Raw genomic sequence first — 23,517 nt, forward strand, 5'->3', positions numbered from 1 at the left:
CATGGCCGACGAGAAAGTGACCGCCTCAGGACCGAACGGGCAGGCCGTACCGGGTGACGCCATCGTCAAGCCGGACGAGTTGGTCGAGGTGACCCCGGCGGACTGGGTCAGGTACAAGCCGGACAGCCCGCTCGACTACCTGGTCGACCGGGCGGTCACGATCCCGTCGGCGACCATCCACAAGCATGTGGACAAGGTGCGGGCCAGGAACCCCGACGCCACCCCGGCCCAGATCGTCAAGCTCCTGGAGAAGGAGTACCTGCGCGTCATCCAGACCACGGGCGGTGCCGTCGGCGCGGCCGCGGCCATCCCCGCGGTCGGCACCGCGGCGGGCATCGCCCTGTCCACGAGCGACATCGCGACGTTCTTCGCCTCGTCGGCGGCCTTCTCGCTCGCGGTGGCGGACGTGCACGGCATCGACGTCCAGGACGTCCCGCGCCGTCGGGCGCTGCTCCTGGCCACGGTGCTCGGCGACAAGGGCGCACAGGACGTGGAGGACGCCATCGGCGGATCGGGCGTCGCCTGGGGCAAGGTGCTGCTCACGAGCATGCCGCGCACCACGCTGCACCGCGTGAACAAGGCGCTGACGCACCGGTTCGTCCAGCGGCAGGTCGCCAAGCAGGGCAGCCTCATGCTGGGCCGCATCCTGCCGTTCGGCATCGGGGCGGTCGTGGGCGTGTTCGGGGCGCGTGCCCTCGGCCACACCGTGATCGCGCAGTCCCGGGTCGCGTTCGGCGCCCCGCCGGAGCGCTTCCCCCGGGTCATCGAGCAGAAGTAGCCCGGGCCCGGCGTCGGGCGGCCCGGTATATGCCGTTGACCGGCGCGATCGCAGGACCCGCTCTAGGCTGCGGTGCATGGCGGACACGACGCACGGCGCACTCGCTCCGACGTACCACCCCCTGCCCATCACCATCGCGCGGGCCCATGGCACCCACGTGTGGGACACGGACGGCAACGAGTTCCTCGACTTCCTGTCGGGGTACTCTGCCCTGAACTTCGGGCACCTGCACCAGGGGCTGGTCGCCGCCGCGATGTCGCAGCTGCGCCAGGTGACGCTCACGTCGCGCGCGTTCGACCACGACCGGCTCGAGGAGTTCGCGCAGCGGCTCGTCGAGGTCGTCGGACCGCTGACGACCGGCGGCGAGGACAGCCTCGTGGTGCCGATGAACACCGGCGCCGAGGCCGTGGAGACCGCGATCAAGGCGGTCCGCAAGTGGGGCTACGACGTGCGCGGCGTGCCGGAGGACCAGGCGACGATCGTGGTCGCCGACGGCAACTTCCACGGCCGCACCACCACGCTGGTCGGCCTGTCGGACGACCCGGCGTCCCGCGACGGTTTCGGCCCCTTCGCGCCCGGGTTCCGCCGGGTCCCGTTCGGCGACCTCGCCGCACTGGCCGACGCCGTGGACGACACCACGGTGGCCGTCCTGCTGGAGCCGGTGCAGGGCGAGGCCGGCGTCGTGGTGCCGCCCGACGACTACTGGCCCGGCGTGCGCGAGCTCACCGCGCAGCGGGACATCGCCCTGGTCGCCGACGAGGTCCAGTCGGGCCTGGGCCGCACCGGCACCACGCTCGCGTGCGAGCTCTGGGACGTGCGGCCGGACCTGGTCTGTCTCGGCAAGGCGCTCGGGGGCGGCATCGTGCCGGTCTCGGCGGTGGTCGGCAGGCCGGAGATCCTCGGCGTCCTGACCCCGGGCACCCACGGCTCGACGTTCGGCGGCAACCCGCTGGCCTGCGCGGTGGGCATCGCCGCGCTCGACCTGCTCTCGACCGGGCAGTACCAGGCGCGGGCCGCGGCGTCGGGCAGGGTGCTCAAGGCGCGGCTCGACGCGCTGGTGGAGCGTGGTCTCCTCACCGAGGCCCGCACGGTGGGACTGTGGGCGGGCATCGACCTGGACCCGGCCCTCGGCACCGGACGCGAGCTGTGCGAGGCGCTGCTGGAGCGCGGCGTGCTCGCGAAGGACACGCACGGCACGACGATCCGCCTGTCGCCGCCGCTGTCGATCGTGCAGCCCGAGCTGGAGATGGCGCTCGACATCCTGGAGGAGTCGCTGCTCGCGCTCCGCGAGGAACAGGGGGGCGGCGCGGCGGCGCCCGGCGCGGCCGGGGAGCCCGGGGCAGGCGACGAACCTGGGGCAGGCGAGGAGCCCGGGGCGGGCGAGGAGCCCGCCGCGGATGGCGAGGCAGAGGGCGGTGAGGCCACGCCCGAGGGTGCCGCCGGGGGCGGGACGGCCGAGGGTGCCGCCGGGGGCGGGACGGCCGGCGAGGTGTCCGCGGCCGCTTCCCAGGATGACGCGCAGCCGCAGGACACACCCGCGGACGGCGCATCGGTGGAAGAGGTACCGACGAACAAGGCATCTGCGGAGGTGGCGCCCGCAGACGAGGCGCCCGCAACAGAGGCGCCCGCAGACGAGGCCACCGATGAGGCAACCGCGGGCGAGGTCCCCGCGACAGCGGCAACCGCAGACGAAGCCTCCGACGCGCCGCCCGCCACCGAGCCCACCACCGAGCCCAGCTCTGGGCCCACCACGGAGCCCACTCCTGGGCCCACTCCTGAGCCCGGTCCCGGCCCGGCCGACGCCACCGCGACGCCCTCCGCGGCGAGCGCGCCGTCGGCCAAGACCCCGCTCGCGAAGCGGCTCCCCCGGCGGCCCCGCCCCTCCCGGCGCAAGGCCGCACCGGCCCCGGCCGAGGACGGCAAGGGCCCGGCGGCCGGCGACGCCACCGGGACCGCCGAGGGCAGTGCTCCGGCCGGCGGCACGGGTGGGCGCTCCGAACTGTCACCGACCGCCGGCTGAGCGTAGGCTCCGGGAGGTGACCACTACGACGTCGTCTCCGACAGCAACACTTCCGGCCCTGGCCGAGCTCCAGCAGGCCTACGCGGACCTTCAGGCCAAGGGCCTGAAGCTGGATCTCACGCGCGGCAAGCCGTCGGCGGAGCAGCTCGACCTCGCCGAGGCGATGCTGGCCCTGCCGGGCGTCGGCATCCACACCGACGACACGGGCACGGACACGCGCAACTACGGCGGCCTCGACGGCGGCCTCGCGATCCGCCGCATCTTCGCCGAGCTGCTCGACGTGCCGGTGGAGCAGCTCCTCGCCGGCGGCAACGCGTCGCTGACCTCGATGCACGACGTCGTCGCGTTCGCCGAGCTGTTCGGATTCCCCGAGTCCCCGAAGCCGTGGGCCCGCGAGGAGAAGGTGCGCTGGATCTGCCCGGTGCCGGGCTACGACCGGCACTTCTCGATCTGCGAGTCGCTCGGCATCGAGATGATCCCGGTGCCGATGACGGCGGACGGGCCCGACGCCGAGGCCGTGGCGGCGCTCGTCGCGGACGACCCGACGATCAAGGGCATGTGGGTGGTCCCCACGTACTCCAACCCGGACGGCGCCGTCATCACCGAGGACGTCGCCCGCGCGCTCGTCTCGATGCCCGCCGCCGCACCGGACTTCCGGATCATGTGGGACAACGCCTACGCCGTCCACCACCTGACCGACGACGAGGTGACCAGTCCGAACGCCCTCGCACTGGCCGCGGAGGCCGGCCACCCGGACCGCGTGCTCCTGTTCGCGTCCACGTCCAAGATCACGTTCGCGGGTTCGGGCGTCGCGTTCCTCGGCAGCTCGCCGGCCAACATCGCCTGGTACAAGAAGCACCTGTCGGTCGCGTCGATCGGCCCGGACAAGGTCAACCACCTGCGGCACGCCATGTTCTTCGGCTCGGCCGACGGCGTCCGCGCGCACATGCGCAAGCACCGCGAGATCCTGGCGCCCAAGTTCGAGGCGGTGGTGCAGATCCTCGCCGAGCGCCTGGGCGGGTACGGCATCGCGTCGTGGACGGAGCCGAAGGGCGGCTACTTCGTGTCGCTCGACGTCGCGCCGGGCACGGCGTCGCGCGTGGTGCAGCTCGCCAAGGAGGCCGGCATCGCGCTCACGCCGGCCGGCGCCACGCACCCGTACGGGAAGGACCCGGAGAACAAGAACGTGCGCCTCGCACCCTCGATGCCGCCGCTGGACGAGGTCCGCGCGGCGATGGACGGCGTGGCGACGTGCGTCCTCCTGGCCGCCGCGGAGGCTGCCCGGTCCTGACCCGCTCACGCGTCAGGCGCCCAGGTCACCGGAGTGACCTGGGCGCCTGACCTGTGCAGGACGTCGGAGAGGTCAGTCCTGGCAGTGCTTGTTGATCACCAGGACCGGGCACGCCGAGTGGTGCAGCACGGCCTGGCTGGTCGAGCCCAGCAGCAGCCCGCGGAACCCGCCGCGGCCGCGTGAACCCACCACGACGAGGTCCGACGCCGTCGAGAACTCCGTGAGCAGCTCGGCCCCCGTGCCGTCGAGCACGATCCGCCGGATCCGCAGCCCTGGGTTCTCCGCCTCGTACCGGTCGACCAGGACGTCCATCCCGGCGCCGACGTCCGCCAGCACCTGCTCGCGGTCGATGGACGAGGGCAGCCACGCCAGGAACCCGGTGTTGCCGACGGGCACCCCGGTCACGGCGGTCAGCTCGGCGCCCCACGCGTTGGCCTGCACGATCGCGTGCTGCAGCGCCCGCTCGGCCTGCGGCGACCCGTCCACGCCGACGACGATGCGGCGCACCTCCCGGATCTCGGCCGCCCCGGGCGCGACGCCCGTCGGCTCCGTGCCCGACGTCGGCGTTCCGGCATCGGCCGTGTTCCAGGGGACACCCCGGTTCGCCTCGGCTCGCAGCGGGACCACGACGACAGGACACTGCGCGTGGGCCGGCAGCGCCGACGACACCGTACCCAGCAGCCGTTCCGTGAAACCGCCCCGGCCGCGGGTTCCGACGACGGCGAGGCCGTAGTCCGCCGACAGCTCGACGAGCACGCCGGCCGCGTCGCCCGTGGCCACCTCCGTGGTGGCGCGGACCCCGGCGTCGGCGACGCGGGCCTCCGCCTCGGCAAGGACGGACTTCGCGCCCTCCTGGATGGTGGTGTCGTCGAGGGCCGCGTAGCCCCCGTCGAGCGACGCCGCCGTGAACGACGGCAGCGAGTAGCTGCACACGATGTGCAGCGACCAGCCCACGCGGTGCGCGTAGGCGGTGGCCCAGTCCAACGCGTGCAGGCTCGCGGCCGATCCGTCCACCCCGACCAGTACGACCTCGGATCGTGTCATCGCCCAGCCCTTTCCTCGGCAGTGCACCCTTGCACTCCCAACGCTACCGGCGGCGGCGCCCTCATGGGACGCGGTACCAGGAACCTCATACCAGAGCGCCCGCCCGCACACCCCGGCACGGGGCGGCGGACGGGCGCTCTGTACGACCCGCGGGGGTCAGCCCATGCGGACGAACGTCGGGTTCGACTGCCAGATCGGGCGGAAGTCGACCACGGTGCCCGGCTTGGAGGCGTCGATCATGGTGTTGCCGCCGGCGTAGATGGAGACGTGGCCCGGGGTCCACATCAGGTCGCCCGGCTGCGCCTCGGAGGCCGGCACGATGGTGCCGTAGCCCGGCTGCGAGGACGACGAGTGCGGCAGCGAGATGCCGAGCTGGCCGTAGACGTACTGGGTGAAGCCGGAGCAGTCGAAGCCGCTCGGGCTGGCGCCGCCGGAGACGTACGGGACGCCGATGTAGCGGCTGGCGATGGAGATCACGGAGTTGCCGATGGCCGACGCCGGGACGTCGACCGACGCGGTGGCGGTCTCCGCCGCCTCTGCTGCTGCCTCCGCGGCCTCGGCGGCGGCTGCCTCGGCGGCCTCGGCCGCCTCCTCGGCGGCGAGCTCCGCCTGGTACTCCTCGTTGTCGGCCGCCGAGATCACGGAGACCGCGGACTTCTCGACGGTCAGCTCGGCGTCCGGCGCGACGGTCACCACGGGGGCGTTGGACAGCGCCTCCCGAGCCTGCGTCGTCAGCGCGTTCAGGTCGACCGAGTTCATCTTCGCGTGGCCGGTCTCCATCGGAGCGGCCTGGGCGGCCATCGCGCCACCGAAGGTCGAGACGAGGAGTGCGCCACCGGCGGCGGCGACCGCGGTACGGCGACCGACGGCGGCGTTCTGGGCGAGCTCGGTGAGCGGAGTCACGGGGCGTCGCGCAGCCCGATGGCGTGCGCGGGTCGTACGTGCAGTCACGTAGTACCTCTCCTTGTACGCCTTCGAGGTCAGCTGTCGGGTTCGGGTGGGAGAAATCACCCGGCCGTGCACTCCCTGAGGACTGCCCGGCTTCACCCCGAGGACGCACCCTGGCGCCCGATGGTGGGTCCCCCGCCTCTGTCATGCGGTCGTCTTGGGGCCCCGGCCGGTGACAGAGTTCGGCGTCCGTCCGAGGACTCTCGCGGATGAAGCTCCGTGTGAGCGTTCCGAACGTACCGGACCTCACACCTGATGTCACGTTCCGGCAACGAATGCCATGACGTGTCGGATCTGCGGTGCCACCTTTCCGACAAAGCGGACGGTTTGGACCGCCGCCCGCCGGTCGTCAGGCGGTGGCGACGAAGAGGTGCCGCGCCAGGTCCTCGCCGAGCTCGAGCGCGGTGTCGGCGCCGTCGACGGTCACGGTGTAGGTGCCGTCGCTGTGCTCGGCCGTGATGCGTGACCCAGGGACCAGGCCGGCGTCCGCCAGGCGTGCGAGCAGGTCGACGTCGGTCTGCAGCGGCTCGGCGATCCGGGTGAGCGACGCCGCGAGCGGCTCGCCCTTGACGCCCTTCTTCGCCGCCGCCTCGAACGCCGACGGCAGCGAGATCACACCGCTCAGGAACGGGACGTCGGTGTAGGCCTCGCCCAGCTCGGACAGCCCCGGGATCGGGTTGCCGTACGGGTCGTGGTGCGGGTGGTCGAGCAGGCCCACCAGGCGCTTCTCGACGAGGTCGCTCATGACGTGCTCCCAGCGGCAGGCCTCGACGTGCACGTGCTCCCAGTCGAGCTTGATGACGTCGGTCAGCAGGCGCTCCGCGAGGCGGTGCTTGCGCATCACGCGCATCGCCTTGTCGTGGCCCAGCTCGGTCAGCTCGAGGTGCCGGTCGCCGGTCACGATCACGAGGCCGTCACGCTCCATGCGCGCGACCGTCTGCGACACCGTGGGCCCGGAGTGCCCCAGACGCTCCGCGATGCGCGCGCGCAGAGGCGTGATGCCTTCCTCGTCGAGCTCGTAGATGGTCTTGAGATACATCTCGGTGGTGTCGATCAGATCCGTCACGTCTGCTCCCGTCGTGCGCCCAGCCGCCCCAGTCGCCCTGGACACGTACGGCCCGGGCGTCGGCCCAGGTTCTAGTCTAGTTCTGTGCCACTGACAATCCCGACACAGCTGCTGCCCGCCGACGGCCGATTCGGCTCCGGCCCGTCCAAGGTACGTCCCGGCCAGGTCGATCATCTCGTGGCGAACGCGCACGTGCTCGGTACCTCACACCGGCGTCCGCCCGTGAAGGACCTGGTGCGCCGTATCCGTGAGGGTGTCACGGAGCTGCTCGGCGCGCCCGACGGGTACGAGGTCGCGCTCGGCAACGGCGGCGCCACCGCCTTCTGGGACATCGCCACGCTGTGCCTCGTCGAGCGCAAGGCGCAGCACGCCGAGTTCGGCGAGTTCGGCGGCAAGTTCGCCAGGGCCACGTCGCGCGCGCCCTTCCTGGAGCCGTCCCAGGTCATCTCCGCCGAGCCCGGCGCGGTGGCCTACCTCGCCCCGGCGGACGACGTCGACACCTACGCGACGCCGCACAACGAGACCTCGACCGGCGCGATGGCCCCGGTGGTGCGCCCGGCCGGGCCGGACGGCGCCCTCGTGCTCACCGACGCGACGTCCGGTGCGGGCGCGCTGCCCGTGGACCTGAGCCAGACCGATGCCTATTACTTCGCGCCGCAGAAGGTCTTCGCGGCCGACGGCGGCCTGTGGCTCGCCGTCCTGTCCCCCGCGGCCGTGGAGCGTGCCGCCCGCGTCGAGGCGTCCGGGCGCTGGGTGCCGGAGTTCCTGTCCCTCACGACGGCGGTCGAGAACTCGCGGCTGGACCAGACCCTCAACACCCCCGCGGTCGCGACGCTGCTGCTCCTGGCCGACCAGGTGGAGTGGTTGCTCGACCAGGGCGGGCTGAAGTGGGCGGCGGAACGCAGCGCGACGTCGGCCGAGACCCTCTACTCCTGGGCCGAGGCGCGCGAGTGGGCCACGCCGTTCGTCACGCGCCCGGAGGAGCGGTCCACGGTGGTCGGCACCGTCGACCTGGCCGACGAGATCGACGCGGACCGGGTCATCGCGGAGCTGAGCGCCAACGGCGTCCAGGACGTGTTCGCGTACCGGAAGCTCGGGCGCAACCAGCTCCGCGTCGGGATGTACCCGGCGGTCGACCCCGCCGACGTCGCCGCCCTCACGGCGTGCGTCGACTACGTCGTCGAAACCCTCTGACCAGGGCGATCACGTCCGCAATATCCCTTCGACGGCGGGTTCCCCGTATTGTCCGGGACAACGGAACTCTGTAACGTTTCCGCAACAGAGGGAACCATTCGAGGGGCTGTTCAACACCATGCCAGTGATCGACCACTTCACATTCGGGATCGTCACGCCGTTGCTGGCGTACGCGATCTCGTGCACCGGCGCAGCGACGGGCCTCGCGTGCACGTCCCGCGCCCGAGGGGCTTCAGGCGGTGCACGCGCGGCATGGCTCGTGTTCGGCGCCATCGCCATCGGCGGTACCGGCATCTGGGTGATGCACTTCGTCGCCATGCTGGGTTTCTCCGCCTCCGGTGTGACCATCAGGTACGACGTTCCCCAGACCCTGCTGAGCGCGGCGATCGCCATCGTCGTGGTCGGTGCGGGCCTCTTCATCACGGAGCTGGGCAAGCGCCGGCTCCCGGCGATGCTCGTCGGCGGTGCCCTCGCGGGCGCCGGCGTCGCGGCCATGCACTACATGGGCATGGAGGCGATGCAGATGTCGGCGGAGGTCGTCTACAACCCCGTGTACGTCATCGCGTCGGTGATCATCGCCGTCGTCGCGGCCACCGCGGCGCTCTGGTGCACCGTCCACATCCGCGGCACGCTCGCCACGATCATCGCCACCCTGGTGATGGGCGTGGCGGTGACCGGCATGCACTACACCGGCATGGCCGGCGTGTCCGTGGTCAACCCCGTGGACAGCGTCCCCGCCGGCGCCTCCACGATGCAGCTGCTCGTGCCGCTCGTGATGGCCGTCAGCGTCGTGACGTTCCTGCTCATCCTCGGGATCGGCCTCTGGCCCACCGAGGAGGAGCTGCGCACGCAGGCCGAGTTCGAGAACCGGCTCAAGGCGCACACCGAGCAGGGGCAGCGGTACGAGAACGTGCAGCAGGAGCTGCAGCCGAGCGCCGCGCAGTTCGCGCAGACGCACCGCTCGGTCTGACCCGCCGTCGTTCTGACGACGAGGCGCCCGTCCCCTTCGTGGGGGCGGGCGCCTCGTCGTGTGACCGCACCCACGTACCGTTAGCCACGCTAATGATCTAGACTGCTGTAGATGTCGTCGAGCTCCCGCAAGCCCGGCCGGAACCCGGCCACCGTCGGGGGCGACCTGCGCGTCGCCCTCACCCGGATCTCCCGCCGCCTGCGCGCCGAACGAGGCGAGGCCGACCTCCCCGAGGGCCAGTTCGGGATCCTGACGGTGCTGCACAAGCACGGCGAGATGTCCCCCGGCTCGCTCGCCGAGCACGAACGGGTCCGGCCGCCGTCGATGACCCGGGCGGTGAACACCCTGGCCGAGCTCGGCCTCGTCGAGAAGGTGGAGCACGCGACGGACCGTCGGCAGGTGGTCGTCCGTCTCACCCCCGCGGGCGCCCGAGAGGTCGCCGAGACCCGGCGTCGCCGTGACGCCTGGCTCACGAAACAACTGTCCACCCTGACCGTAGAGGAGAGAGAGATCCTTGCGGGAGCCAGCGAGCTCCTGATCCGGATCGCCGCTCGATGAGCGCAACCTTCGCCAGCCTGAAATACCGTAACTATCGTCTCTGGTTCGCCAGCGCTCTCGTCGCCAACATCGGCACCTGGATGCAGCGCGTGGCGCAGGACTGGGTCGTCCTGACCCTCCTGACCAACAACTCCGGTGTCGCCGTCGGCATCGTCACCGCACTGCAGTTCATCCCCCACATCTTCCTGTCCGCGTGGGCCGGGCTGCTCGCCGACCGCGTCGACCGCCGCAAGCTCCTGATGATGACGCAGGGCGGCATGGGCGTACTGGGCCTCGGGCTCGGTGCACTGGTGCTGTCCGGTGTGGCCGAGCTGTGGCACGTGTACGTGTTCGCCACCCTGCTGGGCGTGGTCAGCGCCATCGACGGCCCCGTGCGCCAGACCTTCGTGGCCCAGCTCGTCCCCGCCAAGCGGCTCGCGAACGCCGTCGGGCTCAACTCGACCAACTTCAACGCCGCGCGGCTCATCGGTCCCGGCGTGGCAGGCCTGCTCATCGCCGCCGTCGGCTCCGGCTGGGTGTTCGTCATCAACGGCATCGCGTTCGGTGCCGTGATCATCTCGCTCACCCGCATGCGCGACCTGCACGTGCTGCCGACCGCTCCGCGTGCCAAGGGCCAGATCCGCGAGGGACTGGCCTACATCCGGGGGCGCAGCGACATCGTCGTGATCATGGTCGTCATGGGCGTGGTCTCCATGCTGGGACTGAACTTTCAGCTCACGTCGGCCATGATGGCGCGCGTCGAGTTCGGCCGGGGAGCCGGCGAGTACGGCATCCTCGGGTCCGTCCTGGCGATCGGCTCCCTCGCGGGCGCCCTGCTGGCGGCCCGCCGGGAGCGTCCGCGCGTACGGCTCGTGCTGGGTGCGGCGTTCGCGTTCGCGATCGCCATGGGCATCCAGGCCGTCATGCCGACGTACCTCGGCTACCTGCTGATGTGCATCCCCGTGGGGTTCGCGTCGCTGACCATGCTGACCTCGGCCAACGCCGCGATCCAGCTCTCCGTGGCGCCCGAGGTGCGCGGCCGCGTCATGTCGATCTACATGATGGTGCTGCTCGGCACCACGCCGCTGGGCTCCCCGGTGGTGGGCTGGATCGGCGAGACGTTCGGCCCCCGGTACGCGGTCCTGATCGGCGCCGTCGCGACGCTGCTGGTCACCGCCGTCGCGACGATCTGGGCCTACCGGACGTGGCACGTGCGCGTCCGCGCCCGCCTCTCCCGCTCGCACCGCATCCCGCGGCCGTACCTCCAGGTGACCTACCCGGAAGCGGCAGCGGCGGCGGAGCGCCAGGTCCTGGCAGCCTGACCCGCCTCTTACCAAAGGTCCGCCGCGAGCAGGCGATCGGGCATGGATTCCCCGTGAAAACCATGTCGGATCGCCTGCTCGCGGCGGACCTTTGTGTTCGCGCGACGGGGACCACAGGGGGTCGTCGCGGCCCGTTGTCCACAGGGGCGGGGGCGGCGCGGAGCAGTGGGGGTCCTGGTCTGGTGCGATCAGAGCATGCCCCAGCCCGTCACCTTCCTGCCCGACGCCGAACGCATCCTGAGCCGGCAGCAGGGGCTCCTCTCCACCCGCCAGTGCGAGGAGTTCGGCGTCACGCGCCAGACCCGCTGCCGGCTCGTGCAGCAGGGCCGCTGGCGCCGTCCGGTGCGCGGTGTCTACGACACTGACCCGGTGCCGCTCGGCTCACGCGTCCGGGACGACTGGTTCACCCATGCCGCGCGCTGGCGGACGTGGCTCGCCCTGCTGTCCCACGGCCCCGACGCGGTCGCGGTGGGCGCCGCGGCGCTCGTGCTGCACGACGTGCAGGGACTGCCGGCCGACTTCGAGCCGGAGGTCGCGATGCCCGACGGGTCACGCCGGGTGAGCCGCTTCGGGACCCTGCGGCAGTACCGCCCCTTCCCCACCCTCCGGGTGGGCGACCGCGAGGTGGCGCGGCTCGACCACGCACTCGCCCAGGCGCTGCCCGTCCTGCCGCGGGAGAGCGCGCTGGCGGTGCTCGACGACGTCGCCCGGCGCCTGGGCATGACCCCGGACCGGCTCGCCACCGTTCACGACCTGCTTCGGGGACGACCCGGCGCGAAGCGGGTGCATGCGCTGTTCCCGCTCGTCGACGCGCGGTCCGAGTCCCCCGCCGAGTCCGCCGCACGGCTCTCGTGTCACGACAACGGGGTGCCGCCCGACGACCTGCAGGCCCGGTTCGTGATCGACGGCACCGTCGTGGCGCGTGTCGACTTCGTCTGGCGGCTGCCCGACGGCCGTTGGCTGGTGGTCGAGGTCGACGGAGTCGGGCCGCACAGCACCGCCCGGGCGTTGGTCCGCGACGCCCCGCGGCAGAACCGGCTGCTGGCGTCCGGACGGGTGATCGTGCTCCGGTTCAAGCCCGCCGACAACGCCCGGCCGGGTGGGATCGGCCGGCAGGTCGCCGCCGTCCTCCGCCGCCACGACTGGCACCCGGCCGCCTACCCCGCCCCAACCACCCCGATCGACCTGACCCCACCCGCCGCCCCCGCGAGCAGGCGATCCGGCATGGATTCCCCGTGAAAACCATGCCGGATCGCCTGCTCGCGGCGGACCTTTGGGTGGGCGGCGTCAGATGCCTACCGCAGCGCGGATCGGGCCCATCAGGAAGTAGACGACGAACAGCAGCGCCGCGATCCACAGCAGGGGGTGCACCTTGCGCGCCTTGCCGACGGCGATCTTGATCAGCACGAACGAGATCACGCCCGCCCCGATGCCCACCGTGATCGAGTACGCGAACGGCATGAGCACCATCGTGAGGAACGCCGGGATGGCGACCTCGAGGTCCGTCCAGTCGATGCCCGTGACCTGCACGACCATGAGGAAGCCGACGATCACCAGCGCGGGCGTCGCGGCCTCGTGCGGCACCACCTCGACGAGCGGCGACAGGAACGTGGTGAGCAGGAACGCCACACCGGTGGTCACGGCGGCCAGGCCCGTGCGGGCGCCGTCGCCCACGCCGGACGCCGACTCGACGTAGGCCGTGTTGGACGACACCGAGCCCGCGCCACCAGCCACGGCGGCCAGCGAGTCGACCACCAGGATCTGCGTGGTGCGGGGCGGGTTGCCCTTGGCGTCGAGCAGCTTGGCCTCGCCGCCGATGGCGACCATCGTGCCCATCGTGTCGAAGAAGTCCGCGATGAGGAGCGTGAACACCAGCAGGATCACCGCGATGGGCCCGATCGCCTCGAACGATCCGAGCAGCGAGAACTGGCCGATCAGCGAGAAGTCGGGCAGCTTCACCACGGAGTCGGGCAGGGCGGGCACGTTCAGCGCCCAGCCCCCCGGGTTGTCCTCGGTGCGCCCGCCGATACCGCCGACGGCCTCGACCACGACCGCGAGCACCGTCGAGGCGACGATCGCGATGAGGATGCCGCCCCGCACCTTGCGCACCACGAGGACGGCGGCCAGCAGCACCCCGAACGCGAACACGAACAGCGGCCAGGCGCCGAGCGAACCGCCCATGCCCAGCTCGGTGGGCGTCGCCAGGGAGGCGGGGATGCGCACGAAGCCGGCGTCGTACACGCCGATGAACGTGATGAACAGGCCGATGCCCACGCTGATCGCGATCTTGAGCTCGCGCGGCACCGCCCGGAACACCGCCTCCCGGAAGCCCGTGACCACCAGGATCAGGATGACCAGGCCTTCCATCACCACGATGCCCATGGCATCCGCCCAGGTCATGCCCGGCAGGGCCGCCACGGAGAAGGCGACGACGGCGTTCAGGCCGAGCCCCGCCGCGAGCGCCAGCGGGAAGTTGGCGACCACGCCCATGAGGATCGACATGACGCCGGCCACCAGGGCCGTGGCCGCCGCGATGGCCGTGACGTCGCCCATCGTCTCGCCGCCGCCGAGATACTGGCCCGTCCCGTCGGGCACGCTGCCGAGGATGAGCGGGTTCAGCACGACGATGTAGCTCATCGTGAAGAAGGTGACCAGACCGCCGCGCACCTCCGTCCACACCGTGGACCCGCGTTCGCTGATCTTGAAGAACCGGTCGATGGCGCCCCGCGCCTGGGCCTGGTCGTGAGCCATGCTCCGATGTTCTCCTTCGTTACCCGTTGTCGCCCGACGACGTGCCGCGCACGGCACCGGTGAGCATCCGCTCCACGGCGTCCGTCCGGGTCAGCACGTAGTCCACGCTGAGATGGTGAAAGTCCCGGTAGACGGGGTGGCTGGTGTCTCCGATGCGGCACGTGGTGTCGTCGCACGTCTCGGACCAGACCCCGTCCCAGGTGGTGACACCGTACTGGGCCCATATTTCGGCGCTGATACGCGGGAGGTCCCCGTTGGACTCCTCCGCCTCGGTGCGCGTCATGCTGCAGTCCCCGAGGCCGGGCCACGGCCGGGTGAGGCATTCGAGCGGGTCCACGTCGAGCCGCGGGTTGTCCACCACGGCGACCACATGGGGCGTGACGGCGGTGAGGTGCGCGAACAGGGCGTCGTTGGCGGAGCGCCAGGCGGCGCGCACCTCGGCGTCGTCCATGCGTGTCCCGTCGGCGTGCTGCATGCGGTCGGCGTAGATCTGGGCCTGGCTCACGACGACGGCGTCGGGCCGCAGGTCGTCGACGATGCGCAGGGTTCCGGCCTGGAAGGGCAGGCAGGAGCCCCGCTCGGTGGGCTGCTCCACGACCACCTCGGCGGCCGGGCACCCGTGCCGCCAGCGGACGGCGAGACGCAGTCCGGCGTCGCGCGCCGCGACGTCGAACGCGGGGATCCAGTGCATGGTGTGGGAGTCGCCGAGCAGGAGCACGGTGGTCGCGGAGTCGACGTCCCCGAGCAGGCACACGACGTCGCCCGACGCCGTCGTGGTCTCCTCCGTGCACGGGTACGGCTCCGGCTCGGCGCGCTCCGCGACGGCAGTGGCGTAGGGCTCGCGCTGCAGCACCGAGGCGGTCGCCACGCGGGTGCCGAGGGTGAGGCCGCCCACGGCGACCCCGATGACGAGCGTGACGGCGGCGGTGCGCCGCCAGGACCGCAGCGCCGGGCTGAACCGGACCGGGTTCTCCACCCAGCGGTAGGTCGCGACGGCGGCGCCGAGGGCGGCGAGCGAGGCGAGCACCTTGATCCAGACGGCGTCGTCCTGCACGGCGGCCGTGGTGAGCACCACGAACGGCCAGTGCCACAGGTACCAGGAGTAGGAGACGTCGCCGAACCGCTGCAGCAGCGGCAGGTCGAGCACCCGGTCCACCCAGGTGGCCGACGCCGGGACGCTGCCCGCGGCCAGCACCAGCAGCGCACCGCCCACGGGCAGCAGAGCCACGGTGCCGGGGAACGGGTCGGTCTCGTGCACGAACGCGAAGGAGAGGGCCAGCAGCACGAACCCGGCGGTGCCGAGCAGGGTCCGCAGCAGCCACGGCCGCAGGTGCACGACGCCGGCGAGCCGCGCCCAGGGCAGGGTGGCGACGAGGGCCGCGCCCGCGAACTCCCACGCCCGGGTCGGCAGGATGTAGAACGCCCAGTCCGGCGCGACCGCCGTCAGCCAGACCGAGGTGGCCAGCGAGAGGACGAACGTCCCCGCGAACAGGATCTGCAGCGTGCGCCGGGCCGGGACGCGGGTGCGCCGGGCCACGGCGACGGCCAGGAGCACGAGCAGCGGCCAGAACAGGTAGAACTGCTCCTCGATGCCCAGCGACCAGGTGTGCAGGTAGGGGCTGGGGACAGCGGACTCGGAGAAGTAGTCCTGCCCCTGGTAGGGGAACAGCAGGTTGGAGACGAACAGCATGGCCGCCGCGCCGTGGGTCGCGATCTTCTGCCAGGCGAGCGGCGACAGCAGCACCAGGCAGGCGACGAGCGTGACGGTGACGACCAGCGCGAGCGCCGGGACGAGACGCCGCATGCGCCGCGTCCAGAACGCGACCAGGTCGACGGTCCCGCTGCGCCCCACCTCGCGCAGCAGCAGCGAGCTGATGAGATAGCCGGAGATGACGTAGAAGACGTCGACGCCGGTGAACCCGCCGGGCACCGCGAGGCCTGCGTGGTAGACGACGACCGCGAGCACGGCGACCGCCCGCAGCCCGTTGATGTCGGTCCGGAAGGTGTGGCCCCCGGACGCGGGGTCCGCCGCCGTGCCGGGGCCGCGGTGCTCCGGGTCCGGTCCGGTGGGTCGGTCGACGGCGGTGGTCGTCGCCTGCGCCAATGTGTCTCCTGCGGTCGGTCCGGGCGGGTGCGCGGCTCACACGATAACGGGCGCGCGCGGTCCGTCCGGACAGCCTGTGGACAACTGCTCAGCCGAGGAACACGTGGGAGCAGACCAGCACCGGCAGACCGGTCGTCCCGCCGTCGCGCACGCAGCCGATCGCACCGCGCAGCAGGTCGGTGCTGACCAGGTTGTCCCGGTGCGTCGGCGAGTCCAGCCAGGCCTGCACCACGTCCTGCGGCGGGCGGTCGGTGCGGCTGAGGTTCTCCGCGGCGATCGTGCCGCCGGGGCAGCTCCGCTGCACGGGCGGCAGGGGCGCATGCGTCAGCTCGGCCGCGCCGATCAGCGCGGCCGCTCGCTCCTCGGCGACGGCGGCGAGGCAGTCGTCGTGCTCCAGCGGTGGTACTCCGAGCTGCATGCGGGCGGCATTCACGCCGTCCTCCAGCGCGGCCGCGTACCGGGTGCGGTCGGCGAGGTCGGTACCGGCGGGCGGCGTCCAGGTGGGGCGGAGGGCCGACGGCGCCTCCCGCCCATCGGCCGTCGCGCCGGGACTCGCCGCGGTGTCGCTCGGGCGGGTGTCGCGGCCGGGTCCGGAGCAGCCGGTGAGCAGGGCGCCGATCAGGGCTAGACCGAGGAGGATCGGAACTGTCGAGCGGGCTACGAGCGCCGAGCGACGCGGAGCCGGCAGGCGGACGGCGACCGCCGAACGGACGGGAGCCGTCGCGCGGACCGGAACCGCCGGGCGGACCGGAACCGCCGAACGGACGGCTGCCGTCGCGCGGACCGGAACCGCCGGGCGGACGGCGACCGCCAAGCAGACCGCGACCGCCGAGCGGACCGGAGCCGTCAGGCAGGCCCAGGCCGTCATGATCAGCCGCATGGGGCGGGCCGGGTCGCGGTGCACGACGTCGATTCGACACCCGCCACCCACCGCCCACAACCGGAACCCCCGCCGCCTCGCGATGGTGCGCTTCTACCCAGTCATTGCGCCCAGCACGACCGCCAATTCTGGGCGTAATGACTGGGTAGAAGCGCACCACGGGCGAACGCGGGTCCGCTCGGGCGGACACGGGCCAGCTCGGGCGGACACGGGCCCGCTCCGCGGGGCACACACCAGCTCGGGCCAGCGAGCGCCAGCTCGAGCCGGCAAGGAGCGGCGAGAAGATCAGGCGAGGAAGACGTGGGCGCAGATCATGGTCGGCGCGGCCGGGTCGCCGCCGTCGGGGACGCACGCGACCGCGCCGCGGGTCAGGTCACCGTTCAGGATGTTGGCGCGGTGCCCGTCGGAGTCCATCCAGCCCTGCGCGGCCTCGGCGGGCGTCCAGCCGCCCTTGGCCAGGTTCTCCGCGACGGCCGTCGTGGGACACCGCTCGAAGATCGGGTCGAGCGGTGCGTGCGCCAGCTCCTGCCCGACGAGCGCCTGGGCGCGCTCCAGTGCCACGTCGTACGCGCAGGTGTCGTGCGTCAGGGCGGGCAGCGCGTTCGCGGTGCGGTGACCGTTGACCGCTTCTTCCAGGGCCGCCGCGTACTGGACGGGGTCGGTCAGGTCGGGTGCGTCGTCCGCGCCCCCGCCGCCGGGACCGCCACCCGCGCCGTCGCCCGAACCGCCCCCGGAACCACCGCCCCCGGAGCCACCCTCGGCACCACCGGCGCCGTCCCCGGACCCACCGCCCGAATCGGCCCCGCCCGAGCCGCCGTCCGACCCGTCACCACCCACCGGCCCCCGGTCCGCACCGCGCGACGCCGAGCCGCTGGGCGCCGGCTGCACGTCCACCGCCGCGGACTCCTGGGTGTGCTCGCCCGTGATCGCGCCGACCGACGTGGGCTGCGGGCCGGGCGCGTGCTCGACGGGCGCGGCCACCCCGACGACGCCGGGGGCGATTCCCGGCGCCGGCATCGGCTCGGCTCCCGGCGCGAGCAGACCGGCGCACGCCGTGAGCCCTGCCCCGGTCATGACCACCAGCGTCACGCGGGCGACCGCACGACCTGCGCGGACCACGCCGGCGACCGCACGACCTGCACGGACCACACGACCCGGTCGGGTCGCGGACGACGTCGTGCGGCGTGCTGGGGACACAAGTGCGGACAATACAGACGATCGCGACGATGCGGAATGCCCCGGCGCGCGGGGGAACCGCTGCCCGGACACCATGGTCCGTGACCCGCGACCAGGAGGAGGCCGACCTGCCCACCGAGCACGACGCGTCCCCCGAGCACGCCCCGCCGCCCCCGCACAGCGCGCCCACCCGGCACGACGCGCCGACCCCGTACCCCCCGTCCGAGCGCGAGCACCCCCCGTCCAAGCCCCCGCCCCAGCCCTCGGACCCCTCGCCCGCACCCCCGCACACCCGCCCCGTCACGCGCCGCCAGGCCCTGCGGATCGGCACCCTCGCGCTCGGCGCGTCCGCCCTCGTGGCCGGCGGGCTGGTGGCGTGGGACGCGTTCCAGGACGCGACGCACCCGTTCGCCGCCGTCCGCACACGGTGGCTCGCCCAGCTCACGGGCGCGGCCACCGACGACGACGCCGCCGGCCGCCTGCTGGACCAGCTCGGCCCGGACGGCCGGTGGCCGGACCTGTCCCTGACCTCCCGCGAGCGGACCGTCGGCCTGCGGATCCGCTACGAGCGGCTCCGGGAGCTCGCCCGCGCCTACGCCACGCCGGGCTCCCGCTACGCGCAGGACCCCGAGGTGCGGGACGTCCTGCTGGCCGGCCTCGACCGGCTCCACGAGGACTACGCCGCGCACACGGGCCGGTCGGGGAACTGGTGGGACCGGCAGGTCGGCATCCCGCTCCAGCTCACGGCGACGTCGATGCTCCTGTACGACGACCTCGGCGAGGACCGGCTGCGGCGCTGGATGGCCACGGTGCACGAGCAGACCCCCGCCCCGGCGTACACGGCGGCCAACCGCGCCTGGACGGGACGTGTCGTGGTGGAGCGCGCACTGCTGCTCGACGACGAGGACGCCCTCACCGCCGGCCTGCGGGGCATGGCCCCCGCGTTCCGGCCCACGGCGTCCGGCGACGGGATCCACGCCGACGGGTCGTTCCTGCAGCACGACGTGCACCCCTACTCGGGCGGGTACGGGCTGTCCCTGCTCACCTCCGCCGCCACCGTGCTGGCCCTGCTGCACGACACGCCGTGGCACCTCCCGGGTCCGGCCCTCGACGACCTGCTGCGCTGGGTGGACGACGGGCTCGTGCCGTGGCTGCACGCCGGCGCGGTCCTGGCCCCGGTGCGCGGGCGCAACATCGCTCGCCGCTCGGTCGGTGACCGGGACGCCGGGCGGGCCGCGGCATCCGCCCTGCGGCTCCTGGCCTCGGCGGCGGACGGCGAGCGGGCCGCACGCTGGACGCGCCTGGCCGCCTACGCGTCACCGGACCCGGCCGACGGCGTCACGCCGCTGGCTCCCCCGGAGGGCACCCGGGTCTTCCCCGCGATGGACCGCGTGGTGCACCGGCGGCCCGCGTTCACGGTCGCGCTGGCGATGTCGTCGGCGCGGATCGCCACGTACGAGTCGATCGGCGCGGAGAACCTGCACGGCTGGTACACGGGCAGCGGCGCGTACTACCTGTACGACGCGGCAGGCACCCCCTACGACGACGACTACTGGCCCACCGTCGACGCCCGTCGCATCCCCGGGACGACGACGGCGTCGGGCACGCCCGGCGACTCCGCCGGCGCAGGCTTCCGCGGCACGTCGCACTGGGCCGGCGGCGCCGCCCTGGGCTCCCGGGCGGCGGTCGGCATGGCGTTCCGGCACCCGGCGGCCCCGGGCATGGCCGAGGTATCGGGCTTCACGTCGTGGTTCCTGCTGGACGACGAGATCGTGGCGCTCGGCACGGGCATCGCCTCGGCGTCCGGACGCCCGGTGGAGACCGTGGTGGACAACCGCCGGCTCGTGGACCCGGCGGCCCAGCGGCTCGTCGTCGACGGCCGCACCGTGCCGCACGCGGTGGGACCGGGCACGCCCGCCCCTACCGTGGCCGACGGCGCCAGGTGGGCCCATCTGTCGGGCGCGACCCCGGGCACCGGCATCGGCTACGTGTTCCGGGACGGGCAGCGCCTGCGGCTGCTCCGCGAGCGGCGCACGGGCCGGTGGGCCGACATCAACCGCAGTGCGCCGCACCGCGACCCGACGGTGCGGGCCAACAGCTTCGCGACGCTCTGGCTGGAGCACGGCACCGACCCCGCGGACGGCCGCTACGGGTACACGATCCTGCCGGGCGCGACGCCGCAGGAGGTGGCGTCCTACGCCGCGGCCCCGCGGACGGAGGTCCTGGCGAACTCGCGGGCCGTGCAGGCGGTGCGCCGCGACGACACGGTGGCGCTGAACGTCTGGCAGGCGGAGGCGCCGGAGACGGGCGGCGTGCGGTGCGACCGGCCGGCCGCGGTGCTCGTGGTGCAGGAGGGGACGCGGCTGACCGTGGCGGTCGCCGACCCGACGCAGCGGCTGGAGCGGCCGTTGCGGATCACGCTGGCCCGTACGGCGGCCCGGCTGACCGGCGCGCACGAGCGGGTCACCGTCGAACGCCTGGAGCCGGACATCGCGCTCGTCGTGGACCTGGCCGGTGCGCGCGGCGCCACGGTCACCGCGGCGTTCGGGCTCTGACCCGGCCCGCGGTCACGCCCACAGGTCGAGGGGGAACGCGGCCAGCAGGGCGTCGGCGTCCCACACCGGCGGGCGGGCGCCGCCCATCTCCACGGCCTCGTCCACCGACGCCGCCACGCGGAACGCCTCGCGCCCGGTGCCGGCGTAGTAGTCGTGGTACTTGTGCATCGGCTCGGCCGACGGCGGGACGAGCCGCGCCGGGATGCCGAACGACTCGGCGAGCACGATGCCGTGCAGGGACGTCGCCACGACGAGGTCGCAGCGCGCGATCTGCCCGGCGATCGCGTGCAGGTCGCCCTGCGGCGCGATCGTCCGCGGGTCGTCGCGGTACCGGACCCAGTCGTGCAGGTTGGGCACGAAGCCGACCGCGCGCCGGGCGCCGTCGGCGTACGTCTCCCGGGGCCAGAAGCGGCTCCAGAGCAGCGCCGGGTCGCCGAACACGCGCGGCGCGGCGATGCCCGCCTCGCGCAGCACCCGGTGGGTGATCGGTCCGCGCACGGCCCGGACGTCCAGCTGCAGACCGCGGGGCAGGTGCGCCTGCTTGCCGTTGATGCCGGTGCCCCAGACCACGTCGCCCGGGCTCGCTAGGTGCAGGATGGAGCCCACCGTGAGGAGCCTGCGCCCTGCGCCCCGGGCGGGGTCGACGCCGCGCGCGGCCAGGATGCGCGCGACGAGCGCCGGGCCGACGAGGTCGCCGAAGTTGTTGACCCGGCGCCGCACCGGCACCAGCCGCCCGAACGGCCCGGGTACCACCGGCCGCCGGGGGTTCCAGTGCACCACCTCGACGGTCACGACCGGGCCCCCGCGGCGAGCGCCCGCCGGACGGGCCGCAACGCCCGGCGGCCGAGCACGAGCGCGGTCTCGGCGACCGCGCGGGGTCCGACGGCGGACCACAGCGTCGCCGTCGTCCGCCGCACCGGGGGCAGGCCGTAGCACGCGGCGAAGTCGGGGTCGAGCGGGCGGGCGAGCCCGCGCAGGCGCTTGCCGGAGTGGTTCTCCCCCGTGTCCACGTGGTAGACGGCGCCGCGGAACGGCAGGGGTTCGAGCACCCTGCCCTGGTGCCGCGCGAACCACTCGACCGCGTGCCGGTGGGCGCCGAGCACGTGGCCGACCCGCTCGCCGTACCCGGCCAGGACCTCCTCCTGCGTGGCGGTCTCGTCGAGGTGGGCGGGTACGCCGTAGGCGTCGAACGGGACCACGAGGCTCGTGCCGCAGGTCCGGTGGAAGGCGGGCTGACGTCGGTAGACACCGCGGGCGCGGGAGTACACCCAGCCCTGGTCGACCACCCACCCGGGGTGCCCCGGGTGCCGCGCGGTGAACGCGGCGAGGTCGCGGTGCACGAAGTCGTCGGCGTCCACGATCATCACGTGGTCCGGCGCGTAGGGGCGGGCCGCGAGCAGCCCGACGCCGATCTTGCTGCCCTTGTCCCGGACGAACCGGTCCCGCTCGGCGTGCGGGCCGTGGGCGGCCTCGGGCGGCGCGAAGCCGACGGGGACGAACCGTACCCGCTCCCCCAGGTCGAACCCCGGGGCGCGGTTGCCCACCACCAGCACCACGTACTCCCCGCTGGTCTGCGCGGTCAGCGACGCGAGGGTGAGGCGCAGCAGCTCCTCGACGCGGCCGTAGTCGGCGGCGTTGCGCGGATGGCGCAGCGAGGTGACGAACGCGAGCATCAGGCGGCCCAGAGCCGGGCGGCCAGCTCGCGCGCCTCGTCGAGGCCGGACGCGTGGTGGGCGGTGCTGAACGTGCCGGTGTAGTCGTCGTAGACGGCGCGGACCTTGCCGTAGCTGTTGTCCAGCACCACGTGCTCCACGCCCAGCAGCGCCGCCATCACGTGCGCGTGGAGGCGGTCGACGACGGCGCCCCGCGCGGGCGCGAACAGCCGCACCCCGGCGTCGATGCCGGCCCGGTTGATCGTCGCGAGGGCCGCCGCCACGGGCCGGTTCGCGAGGCCCGACGCCGGCAGCGGCACCCGGCGGGCGACGCGGGCACGCTGGTGACCGAGCGTCGTGACGGTCCGGGCGGCCCGCCGGCGCCAGGCCTCGCTGCCGCCGGCGTGCCAGTCCGTGCGGTCGGCGTCCAGCCCGGGGACCCAGGCCGGCCCGACGTCGTGCAGGCCCGAGGCGGTCTCCTTGTCCGCGCGGGCGAGCACGAGCAGCCGCCGGGTGTCGGCCACGGACCGCTCGCGGCGCGGCGGTTCCCAGCCGAGAGCCAGGTCGGGGCAGAACCGCGCGGCCAGGGAGGGGAGCTGTTCGGCGGCCCGGGCCAGCGACGGGGTGTCCCGCAGCAGGAGCGTGAAGTCGGGGTGCGCGCCCAGGATCCGGTCGGCCTGCGCGGCGCGGTCCGCCGACCCGAACCAGACGGACTGCGGGAGCTGGACCACCGGGTAGTCGGGCAGGTCCTGGACGATGCGCTCCCGGTGCTCCTGGTGGCCCGGCCAGAGGTCGCCGAAGTCGCCCCCGCCGCGGACGAGGACGGTCCCGGACGGCATCGCCGCCCGCAGGTCCGCCGGCACGTACCCGCGCAGGTCGGCCGCGTAGCGGACGTCGCGCCCGAGGCGCCGCAGGTAGGCGGCCGTGCCGGCCCAGATGAGCGAGTCACCGACATTGCGCTGGTTGGGCACGTCCAGGAGGGCGACAGGGCCGGGACGGATCACGGCGGCGAGGGTCGACGCGGTCGCGTCCCGCAGCCCGGCGAGATGGGCGTGGTCGTCCGGACGCATCATGTCTGTGCCCCCTGTCGGTCTGGTTCGCGGTCGGGACCATCATGGATGCTGTTATCCGATGACGCAGGTCGGAATTGTCGACCACGCGGGACGGGGACGATTCGGGTCGCACGCGGAACATTCATCGCATATTTTTGCGGGGCACCAGCGATCACC

19 protein-coding genes and 1 riboswitch are annotated in these 23,517 nt (G+C 73.4%); of the genes, 9 read left to right on the forward strand and 10 right to left on the reverse strand.

All coding sequences use genetic code 11. The features are described from left to right. Position 1: 1 nt before the first annotated feature. From ACIG47_RS11575 to ACIG47_RS11585, 3 genes are all read left to right on the forward strand, one after another. Positions 2–778 carry a hypothetical protein gene (locus tag ACIG47_RS11575; RefSeq protein ID WP_397430915.1) on the forward strand — a complete coding sequence of 259 codons (777 nt, stop codon included), beginning with the start codon at positions 2–4 and terminating at the stop codon, positions 776–778. Between the two features lie 76 nt (positions 779–854). Further along, on the forward strand, positions 855–2,798 hold the full coding sequence (gene rocD / locus ACIG47_RS11580) for an ornithine--oxo-acid transaminase (RefSeq protein ID WP_397430916.1): 1,944 nt from the start codon (positions 855–857) through the stop codon (positions 2,796–2,798). A gap of 16 nt (positions 2,799–2,814) precedes the next feature. Beyond that, positions 2,815–4,089 (forward strand): aminotransferase class I/II-fold pyridoxal phosphate-dependent enzyme, encoded by a 1,275-nt coding sequence (locus ACIG47_RS11585; RefSeq protein WP_397430917.1) that lies wholly within the window; start codon positions 2,815–2,817, stop codon positions 4,087–4,089. A gap of 72 nt (positions 4,090–4,161) precedes the next feature. Here the strand turns inward: ACIG47_RS11585 and ACIG47_RS11590 are convergent, their stop codons facing one another. The 3 genes from ACIG47_RS11590 to ACIG47_RS11600 form a co-directional block, all read right to left on the reverse strand. Then, positions 4,162–5,133 carry a universal stress protein gene (locus tag ACIG47_RS11590; protein WP_397430918.1) on the reverse strand — a complete coding sequence of 324 codons (972 nt, stop codon included), beginning with the start codon at positions 5,131–5,133 and terminating at the stop codon, positions 4,162–4,164. Between the two features lie 156 nt (positions 5,134–5,289). Then, entirely contained in the window at positions 5,290–6,036 is a 747-nt protein-coding gene (locus ACIG47_RS11595) for a C40 family peptidase (protein ID WP_397430919.1), read from the reverse strand. A 50-nt stretch (positions 6,037–6,086) separates the two neighbouring features. After that, positions 6,087–6,279: riboswitch (cyclic di-AMP (ydaO/yuaA leader) on the reverse strand. Positions 6,280–6,430: 151 nt separating this feature from the next. Further along, positions 6,431–7,147, reverse strand: a complete 717-nt coding sequence (locus ACIG47_RS11600; protein ID WP_397413434.1) for an iron dependent repressor, metal binding and dimerization domain protein — start codon at positions 7,145–7,147, stop codon at positions 6,431–6,433. A 90-nt stretch (positions 7,148–7,237) separates the two neighbouring features. Between ACIG47_RS11600 and serC the strand changes: the two genes are divergently transcribed. From serC to ACIG47_RS11625, 5 genes are all read left to right on the forward strand, one after another. Continuing rightward, a complete protein-coding gene (serC, locus tag ACIG47_RS11605) occupies positions 7,238–8,341 on the forward strand; it encodes a phosphoserine transaminase (RefSeq protein ID WP_397413492.1) in 1,104 nt (367 codons plus the stop codon). 118 nt (positions 8,342–8,459) lie between these two features. Then, entirely contained in the window at positions 8,460–9,311 is an 852-nt protein-coding gene (locus tag ACIG47_RS11610; RefSeq protein WP_397430920.1) for an MHYT domain-containing protein, read from the forward strand. A 111-nt stretch (positions 9,312–9,422) separates the two neighbouring features. After that, positions 9,423–9,869 (forward strand): MarR family winged helix-turn-helix transcriptional regulator, encoded by a 447-nt coding sequence (locus ACIG47_RS11615; protein ID WP_397413432.1) that lies wholly within the window; start codon positions 9,423–9,425, stop codon positions 9,867–9,869. Then, entirely contained in the window at positions 9,866–11,170 is a 1,305-nt protein-coding gene (locus tag ACIG47_RS11620) for an MFS transporter (protein ID WP_397430921.1), read from the forward strand. Before ACIG47_RS11615 ends, ACIG47_RS11620 begins: the two co-directional genes overlap by 4 nt. 195 nt (positions 11,171–11,365) lie before the next feature. Further along, positions 11,366–12,409, forward strand: a complete 1,044-nt coding sequence (locus tag ACIG47_RS11625; protein ID WP_397430922.1) for a type IV toxin-antitoxin system AbiEi family antitoxin domain-containing protein — start codon at positions 11,366–11,368, stop codon at positions 12,407–12,409. 48 nt (positions 12,410–12,457) lie between these two features. Here the strand turns inward: ACIG47_RS11625 and ACIG47_RS11630 are convergent, their stop codons facing one another. The 4 genes from ACIG47_RS11630 to ACIG47_RS11645 all read right to left on the reverse strand — a co-directional run bounded on the left by ACIG47_RS11630 (position 12,458) and on the right by ACIG47_RS11645 (position 17,979). Next, positions 12,458–13,921: an NCS2 family permease gene (locus tag ACIG47_RS11630; RefSeq protein WP_397430923.1), complete on the reverse strand. Its 1,464-nt coding sequence runs from the start codon at positions 13,919–13,921 to the stop codon at positions 12,458–12,460. A gap of 19 nt (positions 13,922–13,940) precedes the next feature. Beyond that, positions 13,941–16,025, reverse strand: coding sequence for an acyltransferase family protein (locus ACIG47_RS11635; protein ID WP_397430924.1), 2,085 nt, complete (start codon positions 16,023–16,025; stop codon positions 13,941–13,943). Between the two features lie 88 nt (positions 16,026–16,113). Beyond that, positions 16,114–16,929, reverse strand: coding sequence for a CAP domain-containing protein (locus ACIG47_RS11640; RefSeq protein WP_397430925.1), 816 nt, complete (start codon positions 16,927–16,929; stop codon positions 16,114–16,116). A 261-nt stretch (positions 16,930–17,190) separates the two neighbouring features. Then, the gene (locus tag ACIG47_RS11645; protein ID WP_397430926.1) at positions 17,191–17,979 is read right to left on the reverse strand and encodes a CAP domain-containing protein; all 789 of its coding nucleotides are present in this window, start codon (positions 17,977–17,979) and stop codon (positions 17,191–17,193) included. Between the two features lie 203 nt (positions 17,980–18,182). Here ACIG47_RS11645 and ACIG47_RS11650 point away from each other — a divergent pair, with 203 nt between their 5' ends. Then, entirely contained in the window at positions 18,183–20,636 is a 2,454-nt protein-coding gene (locus ACIG47_RS11650) for a polysaccharide lyase 8 family protein (RefSeq protein WP_397430927.1), read from the forward strand. Between the two features lie 12 nt (positions 20,637–20,648). On the opposite strand, the gene ACIG47_RS11655 is transcribed toward ACIG47_RS11650, so the two are convergent. From ACIG47_RS11655 to ACIG47_RS11665, 3 genes are read right to left on the reverse strand one after another with little or no spacing between them, the layout of a single operon-like run. Continuing rightward, on the reverse strand, positions 20,649–21,428 hold the full coding sequence (locus tag ACIG47_RS11655; RefSeq protein ID WP_397430928.1) for a polysaccharide pyruvyl transferase family protein: 780 nt from the start codon (positions 21,426–21,428) through the stop codon (positions 20,649–20,651). Next, positions 21,425–22,309 (reverse strand): glycosyltransferase family A protein, encoded by an 885-nt coding sequence (locus ACIG47_RS11660; protein ID WP_397430929.1) that lies wholly within the window; start codon positions 22,307–22,309, stop codon positions 21,425–21,427. Before ACIG47_RS11660 ends, ACIG47_RS11655 begins: the two co-directional genes overlap by 4 nt. After that, the gene (locus ACIG47_RS11665; protein WP_397430930.1) at positions 22,309–23,361 is read right to left on the reverse strand and encodes a polysaccharide pyruvyl transferase family protein; all 1,053 of its coding nucleotides are present in this window, start codon (positions 23,359–23,361) and stop codon (positions 22,309–22,311) included. Before ACIG47_RS11665 ends, ACIG47_RS11660 begins: the two co-directional genes overlap by 1 nt. Positions 23,362–23,517 lie beyond the last annotated feature (156 nt).

It is taken from the genome of Promicromonospora sp. NPDC052451 (assembly GCF_044547525.1).
In the GTDB taxonomy this organism is placed as follows: Bacteria; Actinomycetota; Actinomycetes; order Actinomycetales; family Cellulomonadaceae; genus Promicromonospora.

Excerpts from the sequence above, each read along its gene's own strand:
- ACIG47_RS11575 (WP_397430915.1), top strand. The coding sequence starts at position 2 with ATGGCCGACGAGAAAGTGACCGCCTCAGGACCGAACGGGCAGGCCGTA.
- rocD (WP_397430916.1), top strand. The coding sequence starts at position 855 with ATGGCGGACACGACGCACGGCGCACTCGCTCCGACGTACCACCCCCTG.
- ACIG47_RS11590 (WP_397430918.1), bottom strand. The coding sequence starts at position 5,133 with ATGACACGATCCGAGGTCGTACTGGTCGGGGTGGACGGATCGGCCGCG.
- ACIG47_RS11610 (WP_397430920.1), top strand. The coding sequence starts at position 8,460 with ATGCCAGTGATCGACCACTTCACATTCGGGATCGTCACGCCGTTGCTG.
- ACIG47_RS11615 (WP_397413432.1), top strand. The coding sequence starts at position 9,423 with ATGTCGTCGAGCTCCCGCAAGCCCGGCCGGAACCCGGCCACCGTCGGG.
- ACIG47_RS11620 (WP_397430921.1), top strand. The coding sequence starts at position 9,866 with ATGAGCGCAACCTTCGCCAGCCTGAAATACCGTAACTATCGTCTCTGG.
- ACIG47_RS11625 (WP_397430922.1), top strand. The coding sequence starts at position 11,366 with ATGCCCCAGCCCGTCACCTTCCTGCCCGACGCCGAACGCATCCTGAGC.
- ACIG47_RS11630 (WP_397430923.1), bottom strand. The coding sequence starts at position 13,921 with ATGGCTCACGACCAGGCCCAGGCGCGGGGCGCCATCGACCGGTTCTTC.
- ACIG47_RS11645 (WP_397430926.1), bottom strand. The coding sequence starts at position 17,979 with ATGACCGGGGCAGGGCTCACGGCGTGCGCCGGTCTGCTCGCGCCGGGA.
- ACIG47_RS11660 (WP_397430929.1), bottom strand. The coding sequence starts at position 22,309 with ATGCTCGCGTTCGTCACCTCGCTGCGCCATCCGCGCAACGCCGCCGAC.
- ACIG47_RS11665 (WP_397430930.1), bottom strand. The coding sequence starts at position 23,361 with ATGATGCGTCCGGACGACCACGCCCATCTCGCCGGGCTGCGGGACGCG.